This is a genomic window from Thalassotalea eurytherma (assembly GCF_030161415.1).
Taxonomy (GTDB): Bacteria; Pseudomonadota; Gammaproteobacteria; order Enterobacterales; family Alteromonadaceae; genus Thalassotalea_G; species Thalassotalea_G eurytherma.
This window is the reverse complement of sequence record NZ_BSSU01000017.1, coordinates 18,695-36,671: the sequence shown is the minus strand read 5'-3', so window position 1 is coordinate 36,671 and position 17,977 is coordinate 18,695. Positions and strand designations below refer to the sequence as shown.

Here is a 17,977-nt window from a genome sequence, read left to right as displayed (position 1 = left end):
AACTCATTACCACCGACGGTAACTTCTGCTTGAGTTTGTGTCGTAGCTGGGTGAACAATTTGTTCGAAAGATGGTGATTTACCACCGTATAACTCACCAACAGTTGGCGCACGGAAAGCTGTTGAAGCTACAGAGCGAAGCATAACTTGCTCGTTTAATTTCCATGTTAAACCTAGCTTCCAAGTAATATCATCGCCAAACGTGCTGTAATCGAAATAACGTACAGCCGTGCTTAGTTCGATGTTGTCAGCAAAAGCGACATCTTCAACAACAGGAACCGCAAATTCTACGTAAGCTTCATCAACACTGAATGAACCTGCAGTAGGCTCAACACGTGGATCATTCGCTAAACCTTGCGCGGTTAATGAATCAGGAGAATAATAAGCACTCTCTAAACGGTGCTCATAACCAGCAGCAAAACCAATCATACCTGCTGGTAGTTCAAATACCTCACCTGATAACGTTGCTGCAAAAACATCCATTTCACTACCACCTGCGTTTTGCTCTGTGTAGATAAACGGAGAAATTGAATCGCCAACCCAAGAAGCTTGTGTGAATGGGTCAAATGCACCTGCTGCTAAGATTTGCTCTTTGGTCAAACCTTGTTCCGCTAACTCATTACCTAACTGAACTGCTTCATTGATAGAGCCAATGTTATGCAAGTTTGATAAACGATCTACTGAGTCATTACGACCTTTGTTATATGAAACGCCCCAGTACCAGCCATTATCTAATTCACCTTCAACGCCTAACACTAAACGCACAGTGTCTACAACTTGGTCAAAATCACGTGTACCTGATTCAACCATGCGACGACCATAGTCTAAGCCTTCGCCTTCAACGATACCGTGATTTAATAAATCAGGGTTCATCCACACAGAGCTATAGTTCCATGTTTCTGAGTTCCAAATTGGCTGCGGCGCCATCTGCTGATTTGACCAACGTTTTGTGTACATGGCTTCAGTGAAGAACGTCATTGTATCGCTCAATTCATAGCTACCATTTAACGTTAAGTTCAAACGTTGCATAGGCGTGAATAAGTAGCTGTCTTTCGAGTAATTATAACGATCGTTATTGTCACCTGAATAAACGAAATCATGGTATTCACCACCACGACCACTTAAATCAGCCGTCTCGCCCCAGATATGACCACCTTGAGCATATTCAGAACCTGCACAATATAATTCGATTGAACCATCATCATTAGTTGATTCTGCAATTGGACAGTTCGAGAAATCACGGTCAGCTTGTTTCGCTTCACCACGATCAGAATACTGAACACCAAAGACAACATTACCTTTATCGAATGACCCCCCCATAGTGAAATCAATCGATGTATCTGACGCATCACCTTCACCAGAAATAGCACCGTGCACGTTCATTTCCATGCCTTCGTAATCACGCTTTAAGATAACGTTAACTACGCCAGAAATAGCGTCTGTACCATAAACTGCTGAAGCTCCGTCTTTTAATACTTCAATGCGTTGAATCATTGATACCGGAATCGTGTTTAAATCGACGGTTGAAGCCGCACCTGTACCTGATGCAATCATACGACGGCCATTAACTAATACAAGGTTACGTTGCGAACCTAAACCACGTAAGTTGATTGTTGAGTTACCTTCAGAACCGTTGTTGATACCTGGGTTTGTCATTGCACCGCCAGCGGCAGTTAATGTTTGTAATACGCCGTCAATCGACGTTGCACCAGTTGCTGCAATTGCTGATGCATCAATCACTGTTACTGGGCTAGCACTTTCCATGTCTGAGCGCTTAATACGAGAACCTGTAACCTGAATACGTTCTACTTGCTCTGCGCCTTCTTGTGCAATGGCGTGAGATGAGATGGCTAGTGTCGATGTTGCACCTAAAGCAATTGCTACGTGTACTGCTTTAGATAATTTGTTTTTTAAATACATTGTTATACCTCTGGAATACTTCTTTGGATTAATCGGTTAATTAACCCCAAACTTCCTACTGACTAGGTTTGTTAACAAATGCCATGATTTTCTTATTCGTGTTGGCTGTTAACGCCGCCATATAAGCAAATGGCTTATAGAGCGTCAACACTGCAAAGTTTAAAAAACAGCCAAGATAAATTCCCCCTAATTTAGGAGGAATAATTTCACACAAAAAACGCTAAAAAACGTTTAAAAATGTTATTTACTGTAAACAGAAGTGGTAACCACAAGAAAAATAACGCTTTTTCATGAGTTAACGATTTGTTAAGAACCCCCTTAACAAGAGGATTTAAGAAAAGTTTAGTTATTCTTTAAAGACTTAGAAAAAAGTTCAATTTTTTTTTGATTTTTAGATAAAACAAAGCTCGGCTAAACCGAGCTTTGTTGCGTCAATGTTAGAGAATGTAAGCGGTACGTTAAAATTCTTCTAACAAGTATTCCATTGAGTCATCGTAAACTTTGAGCTCTTTCTCCAATTGGAATTTTTCCTTCAGTTGTTCTATTTCGCGCCATTTTCGCTTTTTATTTGTAGTTTTTGATTTAGGTTGATCTACAGGTTTTAGCACACTGTTTAATTTATCCATGGAATGTTCCTTTTTTCTACAACTGCATCTTTTTAATACCATACCCAGTTATAGAATAAAACAACTTTATGAAGAAATCTTTACGAAAATTTAAACATTTTTTGTTTGTTAAAGGAACAAAACCTGCACAACCTGCGTTAAAACAAGCCTTTAAGCTGAGTCTCTAATTTTTCTTGGTCTGCTGCGAAATTTCTGATTCCTTCAGCAAGTTTTTCCGTTGCCATAGGGTCTTCATTTAACTGCCAACGGAACGCTTGCTCTGTTAACGTTGGTAGCTTGCTAGATTGTGCATTATCAGCTTTAAGCTTACGGACAACTTTATCATCATTGTTGGCTAACTCATCCATTAATTGCGGACTCAGGGTTAACCGATCACAACCGGCCAATTCAGTAATCTCACCAACATTTCTAAAACTAGCGCCCATAACAACTGTGTTATAACTATTGGCTTTATAGTAGTTGTAGATGCTAGTCACTGACACAACACCAGGATCTTCATGGGATGGGTAGCTTTCTTTGCCGGTATCTTTTTTATACCAATCTAAAATTCGACCAACAAAAGGGGAAATAAGGTAAACACCCGCCTCAGCACATGCTTGTGCTTGTGCAAAGTTAAACAATAAGGTGAGGTTACAATTAATGCCCTCTTTCTCTAAAACTTCTGCCGCTTTAATCCCTTCCCAAGTTGACGCCATTTTAATCAAAATACGTTCATTAGAGATGCCTGCTTCGTTATACATAGCAATCAGCTTGCGTGCTTTAGTTAGCGTAGCGTCTTTATCAAATGATAGCCTTGCGTCTACTTCTGTTGAAATACAGCCAGGAACAATTTTCAAAATCTCTAAACCGATAAGTACAGAGAGTTTATCTGCCGCATCGATTACTTGCTTTGCCTCGTCAGAAGATTGCACCTTTGCCCAATCTACAGCTTGTTGAAGTAGCGACTTATAGGCCGGCAATGCTGCGGCTTTAAGCAGTAATGATGGATTTGTCGTCGCATCTTGTGGTTGAAACTTCGCGATTGCTTCTATGTCGCCCGTATCGGCAACTACCGTGGTCATGCTTCTAAGCTGTTCTAACTGATTTGTCATTAACTTTTCCTTTCTTGGTTTACAACCAAGTAAAACGTCCAATTTGTAAAAATATTACACCATATATATGACAAGATGCAGTATAAAATTGCTATTACTTATATTTTGTTTAATTAACCATCAAATGACTAGTTTTATTACACTTACAATAAGGTAAAAATTTTCGTTGATGAGTAGGAAACCACACAGGCTATGTTATAGTTTCAAGTACGATCAATTACCCTCTTAAAAATTATGTTATTTGTTGTATCTCCTGCGAAAAATTTAGATTACGAATCACCACTTGCAACAGAGCAGTACAGTCAACCTGAGTTATTAAACGACGCGAAAGAACTCGTTGAGCGTTGCGTTACATTAACGCCAGCAGACCTGAGCTCTTTAATGGGTATTAGTGACAAACTTGCTGGGCTAAATGCGGCAAGATTTGGCGAATGGCAATTACCTTTTACACCAGAAAATTCTCGCCCAGCAGTATTAGCATTTAATGGTGACGTATACGCAGGACTAGATGCCCAAACATTATCTGAACAAGATTTTGACTTTGCTCAGCAACACATGCGTATATTATCTGGTCTTTATGGTTTATTGAAGCCACTCGATTTAATGCAGGCTTACCGTCTTGAAATGGGTACTAAACTTGACACCGCACGTGGCAAAAACCTCTATGAATTTTGGGGTGATATTATCACCAACCATTTGAACGATGCGTTAGCAGTCCAAGGTGACGACACCTTAATCAACCTAGCATCTAACGAATACTTTAAATCAGTGAAGAAAAAATCGCTAAACGCGAACATTATCACGCCGTCTTTTAAAGATTGGAAAAATGGCCAATATAAGATGATTAGCTTTTTTGCTAAAAAAGCCCGTGGTTTAATGGCTCGCTACATTATTGAAAACAAATTAACGCAAGTTGAAGCGCTCAAATCATTTAATTATGGTGGCTACCAATATAATGAAGAGCTATCAAAAAATAATGATTGGGTTTTTACTCGCAAAGAAGCGTAAAAAGCACAATAATTAAAATAGGTTGGCACACGCTGGCCTATTAAGCATTTTTAGGAGGAATAATGCTGACTTTATTAGCAAAGCTATTTCAAGCGCTAAACTCTGAGAGCTCATCTCGTCAGATTGCTTTAGCCGTAGCATTAGGTTTTTTCTTTGGCTTAGCACCACTTGCTTCACTACATAATGTAGTGATTTTATTTTTTGCTCTGTTCATTCGTGTTCATTTAAGTAGTTTTATTTTAGCTGCCACTTTTTTCAGTGGTTTAAGCTATATCTTCTCTTTCTTCCTTGTTGGCTTAGGAGAATCATTATTAGGTGCTCAGGCCCTGCAAGGACTATGGACAGGACTATACCAATTCGATTGGTTTAAGTTGGCTCATTTACATCATACCTATACACTTGGCGCTTTTGTGTTTGGCTTACTAATGCTTGTTCCTATGTATTTTTTAAGCCTAACACTTGTTGAAAAATATCGCGTATCACTCATGGCAACACTTGAGCGTTACCGCATCGTAAAAGCCTTAAAGGCCTCGCGTTTTTATCGAATTTATACAAGTTTAGCTGGCCAAGGAGTATAACAATGAACCGAATTATTCGTTGGCAAGGTATTGCTAGTTTTATCGTAATCATTACTACCCTTTCAGTATTGATTTATCTATTTGCTGAAGTCATAGCCAAAAAGGCAATGGAACATGGTTTAGAAGCATACACCGGCGCTGAAGTTAATATTGATGAAGTCAATATTAACTACTCACCATTTGTTGTTGATGTTTACCGCATTCAAGTTACCGACGCAGGACAGCCAGAACAAAACGCGGTAGAAATCGCACACGTTAATGCCGGTGTTGATATTTGGCAGTATTTACTCGGTAAAGTATTGGTGGAAGAGTTAAGAGCAGAGCAAGTTCAATTTGCTACACAACGCAGTTCTGCCGGTCAAGTATTTCGCGAGCCTGAACAATCAATTACCGACAGATTGAAACAGCAAGCACAAGACGCGCTTGGTACAGAAATCAGTTTGCCCGATCCTGAAGAGCTGCTTGCTTCAAGTAACTTAAAAACAGTGAAAGCAGCAACAGCACTAGAAGAATCTTATGAGACTGAAAAAGAAAAGCTTAGTCAATTAAAATCACAGCTTCCTAGCAAAGAGAAGTTAGATGATTATAAAAAGCAGGTCGAAGCGCTCACTAAGGTGAAAGTAAAATCGGTCAACGACATTACCAAGTTAAAGAAAGATTTTGACGCCATTAAAAAGCAATTCGAAGCTGATAAAGCGATCGTAATGCAAACTAAAGAGCAACTAAACCAAACCAAAAACATTATGTCGAAGCGGGTAAATGACCTCAAAATTGCACCATCGCAAGATTGGGCGCAAATAGAGTCTACCTATCAGCTAGACAAAATTGATTCCGCCGATTTTGCTCATTTACTTTTCGGCGAAAAAGCACGTGAATATCACGATATGGCACTGATGGCATATCAATATGCCAAACCCTTACTAGCGCCGTCACCTGAACAGCAAGCTGAAATAAACCATGCGGCTAAAGGTCGATTCGTTCACTTTGACGAAGAAAATCCTCAGCCAGATTTATTAATTAAAAAAGCGCATTTCTCTGTAATGACACCACAAGGTGATTTTGAAATAGATTTATCTGAAGTGACTCATCAACATTGGTTACGCAATGTGCCGACACGATTTACTGTTAATACAAATAATCTTTTATCTGACGGTATTGCAAATTTAGCTGGTGAATTATCACTTGCTGCCAATAATGACTTTGAGACGCAAGGTAATTGGGAAGTTAATAAAATTCCATTACCTGAAACAGCATTAGCGGGCAGCAAAGAATTAACGGTTACTTTACTTAGCGGACTATTAGCTGGTAATGGACAGTTTAAAGTAACCAACGAAGACTTAGACAGTGTTAATGCGTTTACGTTAAGTCAGGCGAAATACGAAGGTAGCGCCGATTCATCACTTGCTAGCGCTGTACTTGATACAATAAACGGTTTAGATACCTTAGACTTAGGTGTAGATGCTAAAGGATTATTGGCTTCGCCAAGCTTTTCAATCAAATCACCGATGAATCAAATACTGCAACAAAGCTTAATGACTCAGGTCAACAGTAAACTGGCGGGCTTTAAAAGCGATGTGCAAGCAGGCTTGAATGATAAATTGTCCGGCGCTCTAGACTTAGGTAACGCTGCTCAGACTGATATTCTTGATTTTGAAAACTTGTTAAACGCTACTGATGGCACCTTATCGAGTCTAATCAATAATGATGTTGTAAAACAACAAGAAGAAAACCTGAAAAATAAAGCCAAAGATAAATTAAAAGACAAGTTAGGCGATTTATTTGGTGGCTAAACCAAGGAGAAGATAATGGAGTTAGCAGTTAAGTTTTTAGCCTGGTGTTTGATCATTAACTATGGCTTATTGGTACTTTGGTTTATTGCTGTAGTGATTGCTAAACCAATGATATATAAAATGCATAATCGTTGGTTTGATATTAGCGAAGAGCAATTTAACAGTTTGAATTATATTGCCTTTGGTATCTACAAAATATTGGTTTTCCTATTTTGTTTAGTGCCTTATATTGCACTCAAATTAATAGGTTACTAACGGACAATTAAAAAGGGCGGTGAAGTAAACTTCACCGCCCTTTTCCTTTATAACACAACCTATTTTTTAGGCTTTTTGACTTTTCTTTTAGCCACTTTTTTCGCTTTAGCTTTTTTCTCAGACTTGGTCTTTTTAACCTTCGGCTTTTTCAGCGGCACACGAGCTTCTTTGTGCTCAGGGCGCAAGCCATCAATAACACGCCTTGGTAGTTTTTCATCGATATAGCGCTCAATTTTACCAATAACAGCCATGTCATGAGCTTCTACCAATGAAATCGCAGTACCTTTATTTCCTGCACGGCCGGTACGGCCAATACGATGAATATAGATATCTGCTTTACGAGGCATATCAAAATTGATGACATGAGTAACGTCATCAATATCTAAGCCACGAGCAGCAACGTCTGTAGCGACAAGAACGCCAACAGCACCATTTCTCACTCGTTCTACAGCATTGTTACGTTTATCTTGTGCCATCTTGCCTTCAAGCCATGCACATGGCAGCTCTTCTGCGTATAACTTGCCTGATAAATATTGGACAGTTTCACGTTTATTGGCAAAAACTACCGCACGTTTAACATCTTCTTGCTTTAACAATGCGCAAAGTAGTTCAAATTTATGATGTTTGTTATCGGCTAAGTGAATCCATTGATGAATTTTGGCTTTTTCTTTGCGAGACGGGTTAGACTCTAAAAACGCTGGTTCTTCAAGTAACTCTTTAGAGAACTTTAAAACACCTGAGCCTTCAAGCGTTGCAGAAAACAGCATCGTTTGTTTACGCCAGCGTGCTTCACCAACAATACGGTTTATTGTTTCTGCAAAGCCCATATCTAACATACGATCGGCTTCATCTAACACAAGCACTTCAATTTCACGTGCATCAAACTGTTCAGTTTCTATGTATTCAAGCAGACGACCTGGCGTTGCTATCAACATATCCGTTGTGCTTGTTAAAATTTCTTTGTGGGAACCATAGTTAACACCACCAGTGATCACACCTGATTTAACATTGGTGTGCTTGGTGAACAATTGTGCTTGTTCAAAAATTTGTAATGCCAATTCTCGGGTTGGCGATAAGATAAGCACACGAGGAAAACCAGGCTTTGTGCGAGGATAATCAAGTAAATGTTGGATAGCCGGCAATAAAAAGGCGGCTGTTTTACCCGTTCCAGTTGGTGCTGACGCTAAAACGTCTTTGCCAGCCATTGCTTCTGGCAATACAAGTTGTTGAATTGACGTTGGTTTTTTAAAGCCAATATCTTTTATGGCGCCCAACAATTCATCGTCGAGATCAAACTGCTCAAACATGCTTGTGCTTCTGTTACTAAAATATGCGCAGATTATAGTGCGAAAGTCCCTAATTTCCTAAAGACTTTCGAGATTTTCTTGTTTAAAGTTGTTTATGTGTTTTATAAATTGGCTTGAATTTCTTCTAAAATTTGCAGTGTCCATTGCGCAATACGTTCATCAGTAAGCTGATATTGATTTTCGTCATCTATTGCTAAGCCAACAAACTGAGACTTATCTTGTGTTAACGCTTTTGATGCCTCAAATTCATAACCTTGATTTAGCCAATAGCCGATAATCTTGCAACCTGTCGGTTGCAGATGTTCATGTAACATACCTAAGGCATCTTGGTACCACTCGGTATAGCCAATCTGGTCACCCATACCGTACAACGCTACAATTTTATCCGTTAAATTTAGATCTACTACCTCATCCCAGTGCGACTCCCAGTCTTCTTGAAGCTCACCATAATCCCATGTCGAAATACCAAAAATTAAATAATCGTAATCGCTACATAAACTTAACGGCACATCTTTAATATTGTGAATATCAACAAGCTCTTCGCCAATCGCTAACTGTATTTTTTCAGCTGCCATCTCCGTATAACAGGTTGTAGAACCGTAAAATAAGCCTATCTTCATTTGAATTACATCTAGGGGTTGAGATTAATTTGGCGCGAAGTTTATCAAATCCAGTAATTGGTAGGCTAGTAATATCGACAATTTGTTAATCAGCACCGTCTTTGTTTGCATTTATTAAATATTAACGGTAATTTTACTCTCGAAATTTCGGTCTTATAGTTACAGACTTCACAAATACAGGTTGTTTTGATGTTTAAAAAAGCACTTCTTGCGACACTTTCAGCAAGCATTTTATTGACACACTCTCTCGTTGCCTTTGACGCAAATGCGAAGGTTTCACCTGCGCAAGAAAATGCCGTAAAAGCAAAAATAAGCCAAAAATTAGGCCTAAATGTTAGCCAAGTGCAAGAAGCACCAATGGAAGGACTTTATGAGCTAATTACTGAAGCAGGCCTATTTTACAGTGACAAAGATGCTAACTTCTTTATTCAAGGTAAATTATATGGCTTAGCAGATAATGTTGTTAACCATAGTGAAACCACCTTAGCGAAAATGCGTATTGATGGTATGGCTAAATTTACCAAAGATATGATTATCTATCCGGCTAAAGATGAAAAACACATTGTCACCGTGTTTACTGATATTACCTGTACTTATTGCCGTAAAATGCATCAAGAAATGGACGCTTATAATGATTTAGGTATTACGATTAGATACCTTGCTTACCCACGTGAAGGGATTACTAACCGTTACGGTGAACTGACCAATGGTTATAAAGATTTACGTTCGATTTGGTGTAATGAGGATCCAAATGACGCCTTAACACGCGCAAAAGACGGCGCAAGTGTTTCACTTCGTATTTGTGATAAACCTGTCGAAGCAGAGTTTAACTTTGGTCGTCAAATCGGCGTTTCAGGTACACCAGCAATCGTACTTGATAATGGTTCAATGTTAAGTGGTTACCGCCCACCGAAAGATTTAAAAGCATTATTAGATAGCATTTAATCAACTATCTAGCGTGACAAAAAACGAGGGCTTAGCCCTCGTTTTTTGTTGTAAATTGCCGTACTCTTAGCCCATTAACTTTCGTCGACAAGCGACTTTGCTTTCAGTATTTGCCGATAGCAGCCAACTCTATGCAAAAACAAATTATTCAGCGCACACCAATAAACGATCAGCATATTGATAACAATATCCACCCTATTATCAAACAAATTTATGCCCAACGAGGTGTTAAGCACAATCAAGAGCTCAGTCTTAAGGTTAGCCAATTAGCTGATGTTAATGCACTTGAAGGTATAACGCTTGCGAGCAAGCTGCTACATGACGCTATAGTTGATAATCAGCAAATTTTTATTATTGGAGATTTCGACGCTGACGGCGCAACGTCAACGGCTTTGATGATGGAAGGCTTGAGCCTATTTGGCTACCAACATCACCAGTTTCTTGTCCCCAACCGTTTTGAATATGGCTATGGTTTATCACCGGAAATCGTTGAAATAGCCCATCAACAAGGCGCTCAAACGCTTGTTACTGTTGATAGCGGCATAAGTTGTCATGCAGGTGTGGAAAAGGCTAAATCACTCGGTTTAACCGTTATAATTACAGACCACCACTTACCAGGTAATCGCCTGCCTAAAGCCGATGCAATCGTTAACCCTAATTTAGCAAACTGTCAGTTCCCTTCAAAAGCGTTAGCCGGTGTTGGTGTGGCATTTTATTTAATGCTCGCCTTGAGAAAAACGTTAAGAGAGCAAGATTATTTTACCAATAACGGAATTACAGAGCCGAACATTGCTCAACTGCTTGATTTAGTTGCACTAGGCACCGTTGCTGATGTGGTGCCGCTAGATGCTAACAACCGCATTTTAGTACAACAGGGGTTAAATAGGATTCGTGCAGGCTATACTCGCCCTGGTATTCAAGCACTGATTGAAATTGCTAAACGAGACCAAAGTCAATTAGTCGCGAGTGACTTTGGCTTTGCTATTGGTCCGCGCATAAATGCTGCCGGTCGATTAGATGATATGTCTTTTGGTATCAACTGTTTGTTAGCTAATGATATTAGCAGCGCACGTATGATGGCTACCGAGCTCGATGGTTTAAATAAAAGCCGCCGTGAAATAGAACAAGGTATGCAAGTAGAGGCAGAAGCGATAATGAGTCGCCTTAAATTCGATCAAGACAACCTCCCCTTCGCGATTGCACTCTTTCAAGAAGATTGGCATCAAGGCGTAATAGGTATTGTTGCTGGGCGTATTAAAGAAAAATTTCATCGACCGACCATTGTTTTTGCACCAGCAAGTGATGACAACACGCAGGAAATTAAAGGCTCAGCACGTTCGATTGAAGGCCTTCACATTAGAGATTTACTTGAGCATATTTCAAGTAATCATGAAGGCTTAATTCTAAAATTTGGCGGCCATGCGATGGCTGCTGGATTATCAATCAAGACGGAACGGTTTGATGAATTTCAACAACGCTTTGATCATTACGCACAACAGTGGATTAAAGCAGAAGATCTACAAGGTAAGTTGTTTTCAGATGGCCAATTGGCGATAACAGATTTTTCCCTTGAATTTGCCCAATTGATCAGAGATTCGGGACCTTGGGGACAACATTTCCCAGAACCTTTATTTGACGATGAATTTATCCTAGTACAACAACGTATTGTCGGTGAAAAACATTTAAAATTGGTCGTGCAAAAAGACGACGTTGCGTTTGATGCTATTGCATTCAATGTCGATATCAAGGCATGGCCAAACCATCAAGCTCAGCGCGCTCACATTGCCTTCAAGCTCGACATTAATGAATTTAGAGGCCGAAAGAATCTTCAGTTGATGGTCGAAAATATCACTGCGCTGTAGTAATAAAATTGAGCTTATTCGGTAAAAAAACAAATCCCACCGTAAAATTATAATCATATCTGTAATCAGCACGCTATAACCGTTTATTTGGCGTGTTAATTGCGCTACAATGCGCGACTATTTTATCAGCCATTTTCAACTGTGGACGAACTAAGCAAAAATGTTTGAAGTAAACCCTGTATTAAACAAACTTAAAGATATTCGTGAGCGTACCCAATTGCTTAGGGGGTACCTTTGACTACGATCACAAAGCAGAACGCCTTGTTGAAGTTTGTCGCGAATTAGAACTACCTGAAATTTGGAATGAACCCGAACGAGCTCAAGAGCTTGGTAAGGAACGTTCATCGTTGGAAGCTGTTGTACATACGGTTAACCAATTAGAATCAGGTTGTGATGATGTAGAAGGGCTAGTTGAGTTAGCAGTTGAAGAAGAAGACGAAGAAACCTTTGAAGATGCGCAAGCTGAAGTTGATGGTTTAGATGAAAAGTTAAATACACTTGAATTTAGACGCATGTTCTCTGGCCAGCAAGACGCGAGTAACTGTTATTTAGATCTGCAATCTGGGTCTGGCGGCACAGAAGCACAAGATTGGGCAGAAATGCTAATGCGTATGTATTTACGCTGGGGCGAATCTCACGGTTTTAAAGCCGAAGTACTTGAAGTAACTGACGGCGATGTTGCGGGCATCAAAGGTTGTACCATTAAATTCTCAGGTGACTATGCCTTTGGTTGGATGCGCACAGAAACAGGCGTTCACCGTCTTGTTCGAAAGTCGCCTTTTGATTCATCAGGCCGTCGCCATACGTCATTTGCTTCTGCGTTTATCTATCCTGAAATAGATGACAACATTGAAATTGATATAAACCCCGCTGACTTGCGCGTTGATACATTTCGCGCGTCAGGTGCAGGTGGGCAGCACGTTAACAAAACCGACTCGGCCATTCGTTTAACGCATATTCCTACGGGTGCTGTCGTTGCTTGTCAGGCTGACCGTTCACAACATAAGAACCGCGCAACGGCAATGAAGCTTTTGAAAGCTAAACTCTATGAGATGGAGATTCAAAAGCAAAACGAAGATAAACAAGCACTTGAAGAAGGCAAATCGGATATTGGTTGGGGCAGTCAAATACGCTCTTATGTATTAGACGACAGCCGCATTAAAGATTTACGGACCGGTGTAGAAAACAGAAATACACAAGCGGTGTTAGATGGTGACCTTGATAAATTTATCGAAGCGTCATTAAAGTCTGGTTTATAAGCCAGATTTAACGATATTTATTTTTACTCGAAAGCACATGCTTTCATACATTAACCAAGTTTGAGACTGAACATGACAGACCAAGCCAAACAAGACGAAAACAAATTGATTGCCGAGCGTCGCGGCAAATTAGCGCAAATTCGAGAAAACTGTAGTGCCAATGGCCATCCAAATAAGTTTAATCGAAAACACTATGCGGCTGATTTACAAGCAGCACACGGTGAGAAAGACAAAGAAACGCTTGAAGCTGAAACTGAATTATACAGCATTGCTGGTCGTGTAATGGCTAAACGTGGCCCATTCCTTGTTTTACAAGACATGACAGGCCGAATCCAAGCTTATGCTGAAAAATCAGTCCAAAAAGAAATCAAAGCAAACCTTGGTGGTGTATTAGATATTGGTGACATTATTGGTGTTACGGGTACGATGCACAAATCAGGTAAAGGCGACTTATACGTAAACATGAACGAATATCAGTTGTTGACGAAGTCACTTCGTCCATTGCCTGAAAAGTTCCACGGTTTACAGGACACTGAAACTAAGTATCGTCAGCGTTATGTTGATTTAATTATCAATGAAGAAACACGTACGACCTTCCAAATTCGTTCAGAAATCGTTAGCGGTATTCGTAGCTTCTTAACTGAACGCGGGTTTATGGAAGTTGAAACACCAATGCTACAAACCATCCCAGGTGGCGCAACAGCTAAGCCGTTTGAAACGCATCACAATGCATTAGATGTTGAGATGTTTTTACGTATAGCACCAGAGCTTTACTTAAAACGTCTAGTTGTGGGTGGGTTCGAAAAAGTATTCGAAATTAACCGTAACTTCCGTAACGAAGGTTTATCAACGCGTCATAACCCTGAATTCACTATGATTGAATTCTACCAGGCCTATGCTGATTACAATGACCTAATGAACCTTACTGAAGACATGTTGCGTACTTTAGCTGAAAATGTAATGGGTACATCGGTTATTCGCAATACAGTGAAAAACACTGATGGTGAAGTCGTAGAAGAAAAATTCTATGACTTTGGCAAGCCATTCACTCGCCTTTCTATGGTTGATGCGATTTTAAAATACGGTAACGATTTAGATGAAACCGTACTTCGCAACCCAGAAGAAAACTTAGACGCGCTTAAAGCGATGGCTAAGCAAGTTGGCGTGAAAGAAACTGAAGCATCTAAAGTTTGGGGCGCAGGTAAATACATTTGTGAAATTTTTGAAGAAGTTGCAGAGCATATGCTTGATCAACCAACCTTCATTACAGAATACCCATGGGAAGTTTCACCGCTTGCTCGTCGTAACGATGAAAATCCATTTATTACTGACCGTTTCGAATTCTTCGTCGGTGGTCGTGAGTTAGCAAATGGCTTCTCTGAGCTTAACGATGCAGAAGACCAAGCAGCTCGTTTTAGAAAGCAAGTAGAAGAAAAAGATGCCGGTGATGACGAAGCAATGCACTTTGATGAAGATTACATCAGCGCATTAGAATATGGTTTACCACCAACGGCAGGTGAAGGTATCGGCATCGACCGATTAGTGATGTTATTTACTGACTCACCAACCATTAAAGACGTGATTTTATTCCCACACATGAGACCATTGTCGGAATAAATATTTACGTTAGAAAAAATAGGTGGTTGAGTAGATTTTACTCAACCACCTATTTTTTGTATGGTATAAAAAAATCAAGGAAGATCATATGTTAAGAACAACCTTACAGCGTAACTTATTCATTCTCTCGTTAACGATATTGCCTATCAATGTTTACGCACAAGAGAACCTATTATTATCACAAAAGATATCAACCATAGTCGATGCTAAACCAATTAGTAAATTCGCACCTAAATACCCAATCAACGAAGCTAGAAAGGGAAAAGAAGGCTGGGTTGTATTGAGTTATGTCGTAGAGTCAAACGGTAAAGTAAGTAATGCCATAATAGAAGACTCTTCCGGCAGTAGAGGTTTTGAAAAAGAGTCGTTAAAAATTGTAAAAAGGTGGAAGTTTGCGCCTGCCACAGAAAATGGCACCCCAATAACGCAATGTAAGAATACTGTGCAAATGGACTTTAAAATGCACAATATAAATATTGGTGTATCAAAAAAATTCTTCAAGCTCTACCAAAGTTATTTGAGTGCATTAAAAAATAACAACCCATCTGAAATATCAGAACTACTTGATAAAATTGCTAACTTTAAAATCAAGCTTGGAATAGAAAGTTACTACCAACAATTAGCCTTAGCCCAAGGCGCTAAACTGAATGAACAACCCAAAAAACAATTAGCGCACTTAAATAAAGCATTACGATTTTCTTCAGAAAAAGAGCTACTAAATAAAGAAAAACTAACAGCCAAGCAGAAAGAGGTTCGTACTAGAATCGAAAAAAATATTGCGCCAGTTCTACATCAAAAATTAGTGCTAGAATTAGAAGCAGTTCAATTAGCAAACGCAATTAAGACGATCGACCGATTACTGGCACTTGAGGTGAATGCAAAAAGCCATGATGCCTATAGATCTCAACGTCAATCTATTTCACAAATAATAGGCAGTGAACAACACATCTCAGTAGGCCTCGATCTTGAAGACAAAGAGACTATTTCCTACAAATTATTAAGAAATAATTTTCAGTTACAAAACATTAATGGCCGACTGACTAAATTAGACTTACGCTGCAGAAACCAACGCCACATTTACACGGTAAATGACCGTTCTCAATGGTCGATTCCAGAGAGCTGGCAAGCCTGTTCAGTTTATTTCTATGGTGAAGATAATACGACCTTTACCATCGTCGAACTACCTAAACCACAAAATGGCTCAGGTCTGGGCAATTAAAAAGCTAAAGAAATAATAAAAAAGGCAGCTTTATAAGCTGCCTTTTTTTACTTTAATAGCATTAAAACAAGAAATCGCCTTCCGCTAATGCCATCATTGATTCGCCACCGTTCTTGATACAAGCCGCATGACCTTTCACGCGCGGTAATATGCGTTCAAAATAGAATTGCGCTGTTTTAATTTTCGCTTCGTAAAATGGCTTCTCGTCAGTACCATTTGCTAACGCATCTTGAGCTACCTTCGCCATTTTTGCCCAAAAATAAGCAAGAGTCATGTAACCTGAATACATAAGGTAATCAACAGATGCTGCGCCAATCTCATCAGGGTTTGTCATCGCTTTCATACCAATCTCTTTGGTCATTTCTTGCCATTTAACACCAAATGAAATCATTGGCTTGATAAACTCCGCCATTTCGTCATTTGTGCCATGCTCTTGACAGAACGCCATAACCTCAGCTGCAAATGGTTTAATTAACTCACCTTTTGAACCAAGTATTTTACGGCCTAGTAAATCAATAGCCTGCACACCTGTAGTGCCTTCATATAGCATACTGATACGCGTATCACGCATTAATTGCTCCATGCCCCATTCTTTAATGAAACCGTGTCCACCAAAGATCTGCACGCCATGTGACGTGCATTCAAAACCAACTTCCGTTAAGAATGCTTTAGCAATAGGCGTTAATAGCGCAAGTTTACTTTCCGCTACCGCTTTTAACTTCTCATCGGTGCCATGCTCCACTTCATCAACTAATTGCGCCAAATAACCAACAAATGCTCGGCCGCCTTCGGCAATCGATTTTTGAGTTAACAGCATGCGACGAACATCAGGATGAACAATAATTGGATCTGCAGGGCCATCTGGATTTTTAGGGCCTGACAGCGAACGCATTTGTAGGCGATCTTTCGCGTAGGCTAACGCCCCTTGATATGAAGCATCGGCAGCTGCAACACCTTCATTGGCAACACCTAAACGAGCAGCATTCATGAAGGTAAACATACAATATAAGCCACGGTTGACTTCGCCAATTAAGTAGCCACGCGCGTTATCGAAGTTAATGACACAGGTAGCGTTCGCATTGATACCCATTTTGTGCTCAATTGAACCGCAGTTAACACCGTTACGTTCAGCAATTTCACCTTCTGGTGTTACATCAAATTTAGGTACAGCAAATAATGAAATACCACGCGTACCTTCAGGTGAGCCTGGTATACGAGCAATCACAATGTGTACAATGTTTTCTGATAAATCGTGCTCACCAGCAGAGATGAAAATTTTAGTTCCTGTTAATGCGTAGCTGCCATCGTCATTTAATTCTGCCTTTGTGCGCAGCATACCAAGATCAGTACCACAATGAGGTTCAGTTAGACACATAGTACCTGTCCATGTACCTTCAACTAACTTAGGCATAAACATGGTTTGTTGTTCAGGTGTACCATGCGCTTCTAATGTTGCTAAAGCGCCGTGGCTTAAACCAGGGTACATTGCAAACGAATGGTTAGCTGCTGACACCATTTCTGCAATATGTGAATTTAATGAGTGTGGTAAACCTTGACCGCCAAAATCAACACTTTGTGCAAGTGTTGGCCAGCCACCTTCAACATACTGTTGATAAGCTTCTTTAAAACCATCAGGAGTTGTTACGTTGCCATCGTTCCAAGTACAACCTTGCTCGTCACCGATTTGGTTTATCGGCGCAAGCACTTGTTCAGTGAACTTACCAGCTTCAGTTAAAATGGCATCAACCATATCTTCCGTCGCATCTTCATAACCTAGTCGCTCATAATGAGCATTACAATCGAGTAACTCTTGCATTACGAATTTAGTATCTCGTAAGGGTGCTTTATATTCTGGCATGTTATTTTCCTTATTTTTCGGTA

The 17,977-nt window shown here is 39.8% G+C and carries 15 protein-coding genes; 9 read left to right on the top strand and 6 right to left on the bottom strand.

Features of this window, described 5'->3' with window-relative positions; translation table 11 throughout:
• The 3 genes from QQK02_RS15665 to tal form a co-directional block, all read right to left on the bottom strand.
• The coding region (locus QQK02_RS15665; protein WP_284209082.1) for a TonB-dependent receptor plug domain-containing protein at positions 1–1,919 on the bottom strand (1,919 nt) is incomplete at its 3' end.
• 458 nt (positions 1,920–2,377) lie between these two features.
• Positions 2,378–2,545, bottom strand: a complete 168-nt coding sequence (locus QQK02_RS15660; RefSeq protein ID WP_284209081.1) for a DUF3545 family protein — start codon at positions 2,543–2,545, stop codon at positions 2,378–2,380.
• A 137-nt stretch (positions 2,546–2,682) separates the two neighbouring features.
• On the bottom strand, positions 2,683–3,636 hold the full coding sequence (gene tal, locus QQK02_RS15655) for a transaldolase (protein ID WP_284209080.1): 954 nt from the start codon (positions 3,634–3,636) through the stop codon (positions 2,683–2,685).
• 234 nt (positions 3,637–3,870) lie between these two features.
• Between tal and yaaA the strand changes: the two genes are divergently transcribed.
• The 4 genes from yaaA (at position 3,871) to QQK02_RS15635 (ending at position 7,267) form a co-directional block, all read left to right on the top strand.
• A complete protein-coding gene (gene yaaA, locus QQK02_RS15650; protein WP_284209079.1) occupies positions 3,871–4,644 on the top strand; it encodes a peroxide stress protein YaaA in 774 nt (257 codons plus the stop codon).
• Positions 4,645–4,706: 62 nt separating this feature from the next.
• Positions 4,707–5,222, top strand: a complete 516-nt coding sequence (locus QQK02_RS15645) for a TIGR03546 family protein (RefSeq protein WP_284209077.1) — start codon at positions 4,707–4,709, stop codon at positions 5,220–5,222.
• 2 nt (positions 5,223–5,224) lie between these two features.
• Entirely contained in the window at positions 5,225–7,012 is a 1,788-nt protein-coding gene (locus QQK02_RS15640; RefSeq protein WP_284209076.1) for a TIGR03545 family protein, read from the top strand.
• Positions 7,013–7,027: 15 nt separating this feature from the next.
• Positions 7,028–7,267: a DUF6868 family protein gene (locus QQK02_RS15635; protein ID WP_284209075.1), complete on the top strand. Its 240-nt coding sequence runs from the start codon at positions 7,028–7,030 to the stop codon at positions 7,265–7,267.
• Positions 7,268–7,326: 59 nt separating this feature from the next.
• Here the strand turns inward: QQK02_RS15635 and srmB are convergent, their stop codons facing one another.
• Complete coding sequence (srmB, locus tag QQK02_RS15630) at positions 7,327–8,574, bottom strand: ATP-dependent RNA helicase SrmB (RefSeq protein WP_284209074.1); 1,248 nt, start codon at positions 8,572–8,574, stop codon at positions 7,327–7,329.
• A gap of 101 nt (positions 8,575–8,675) precedes the next feature.
• Complete coding sequence (gene fldB / locus QQK02_RS15625) at positions 8,676–9,194, bottom strand: flavodoxin FldB (protein WP_284209073.1); 519 nt, start codon at positions 9,192–9,194, stop codon at positions 8,676–8,678.
• A gap of 189 nt (positions 9,195–9,383) precedes the next feature.
• Between fldB and dsbC the strand changes: the two genes are divergently transcribed.
• From dsbC to QQK02_RS15600, 5 genes are all read left to right on the top strand, one after another.
• Positions 9,384–10,139, top strand: coding sequence for a bifunctional protein-disulfide isomerase/oxidoreductase DsbC (gene dsbC / locus QQK02_RS15620; protein ID WP_284209072.1), 756 nt, complete (start codon positions 9,384–9,386; stop codon positions 10,137–10,139).
• Between the two features lie 131 nt (positions 10,140–10,270).
• Positions 10,271–12,001 carry a single-stranded-DNA-specific exonuclease RecJ gene (gene recJ / locus QQK02_RS15615; protein ID WP_284209071.1) on the top strand — a complete coding sequence of 577 codons (1,731 nt, stop codon included), beginning with the start codon at positions 10,271–10,273 and terminating at the stop codon, positions 11,999–12,001.
• A 160-nt stretch (positions 12,002–12,161) separates the two neighbouring features.
• Positions 12,162–13,260, top strand: a protein-coding gene (gene prfB, locus QQK02_RS15610; protein ID WP_284209070.1) for a peptide chain release factor 2 whose coding sequence is annotated in 2 segments (ribosomal slippage) — positions 12,162–12,236 and positions 12,238–13,260 — 1,098 coding nt in all. Because the reading frame shifts where the segments join, the coding sequence is not laid out codon by codon here.
• Between the two features lie 72 nt (positions 13,261–13,332).
• Positions 13,333–14,877 (top strand): lysine--tRNA ligase, encoded by a 1,545-nt coding sequence (lysS, locus tag QQK02_RS15605; RefSeq protein WP_284209069.1) that lies wholly within the window; start codon positions 13,333–13,335, stop codon positions 14,875–14,877.
• Between the two features lie 88 nt (positions 14,878–14,965).
• Positions 14,966–16,096 carry an energy transducer TonB gene (locus QQK02_RS15600; protein ID WP_284209068.1) on the top strand — a complete coding sequence of 377 codons (1,131 nt, stop codon included), beginning with the start codon at positions 14,966–14,968 and terminating at the stop codon, positions 16,094–16,096.
• A gap of 61 nt (positions 16,097–16,157) precedes the next feature.
• Here QQK02_RS15600 and QQK02_RS15595 read toward each other — a convergent pair whose 3' ends face one another.
• Positions 16,158–17,954, bottom strand: a complete 1,797-nt coding sequence (locus QQK02_RS15595; protein WP_284209067.1) for an acyl-CoA dehydrogenase C-terminal domain-containing protein — start codon at positions 17,952–17,954, stop codon at positions 16,158–16,160.
• Positions 17,955–17,977 lie beyond the last annotated feature (23 nt).

Coding starts and splice junctions, on each gene's coding strand:
- QQK02_RS15660 (WP_284209081.1), bottom strand. CDS start 2,545: ATGGATAAATTAAACAGTGTGCTAAAACCTGTAGATCAACCTAAATCA.
- tal (WP_284209080.1), bottom strand. CDS start 3,636: ATGACAAATCAGTTAGAACAGCTTAGAAGCATGACCACGGTAGTTGCC.
- yaaA (WP_284209079.1), top strand. CDS start 3,871: ATGTTATTTGTTGTATCTCCTGCGAAAAATTTAGATTACGAATCACCA.
- QQK02_RS15645 (WP_284209077.1), top strand. CDS start 4,707: ATGCTGACTTTATTAGCAAAGCTATTTCAAGCGCTAAACTCTGAGAGC.
- QQK02_RS15640 (WP_284209076.1), top strand. CDS start 5,225: ATGAACCGAATTATTCGTTGGCAAGGTATTGCTAGTTTTATCGTAATC.
- QQK02_RS15635 (WP_284209075.1), top strand. CDS start 7,028: ATGGAGTTAGCAGTTAAGTTTTTAGCCTGGTGTTTGATCATTAACTAT.
- srmB (WP_284209074.1), bottom strand. CDS start 8,574: ATGTTTGAGCAGTTTGATCTCGACGATGAATTGTTGGGCGCCATAAAA.
- fldB (WP_284209073.1), bottom strand. CDS start 9,194: ATGAAGATAGGCTTATTTTACGGTTCTACAACCTGTTATACGGAGATG.
- dsbC (WP_284209072.1), top strand. CDS start 9,384: ATGTTTAAAAAAGCACTTCTTGCGACACTTTCAGCAAGCATTTTATTG.
- recJ (WP_284209071.1), top strand. CDS start 10,271: ATGCAAAAACAAATTATTCAGCGCACACCAATAAACGATCAGCATATT.
- lysS (WP_284209069.1), top strand. CDS start 13,333: ATGACAGACCAAGCCAAACAAGACGAAAACAAATTGATTGCCGAGCGT.
- QQK02_RS15600 (WP_284209068.1), top strand. CDS start 14,966: ATGTTAAGAACAACCTTACAGCGTAACTTATTCATTCTCTCGTTAACG.
- QQK02_RS15595 (WP_284209067.1), bottom strand. CDS start 17,954: ATGCCAGAATATAAAGCACCCTTACGAGATACTAAATTCGTAATGCAA.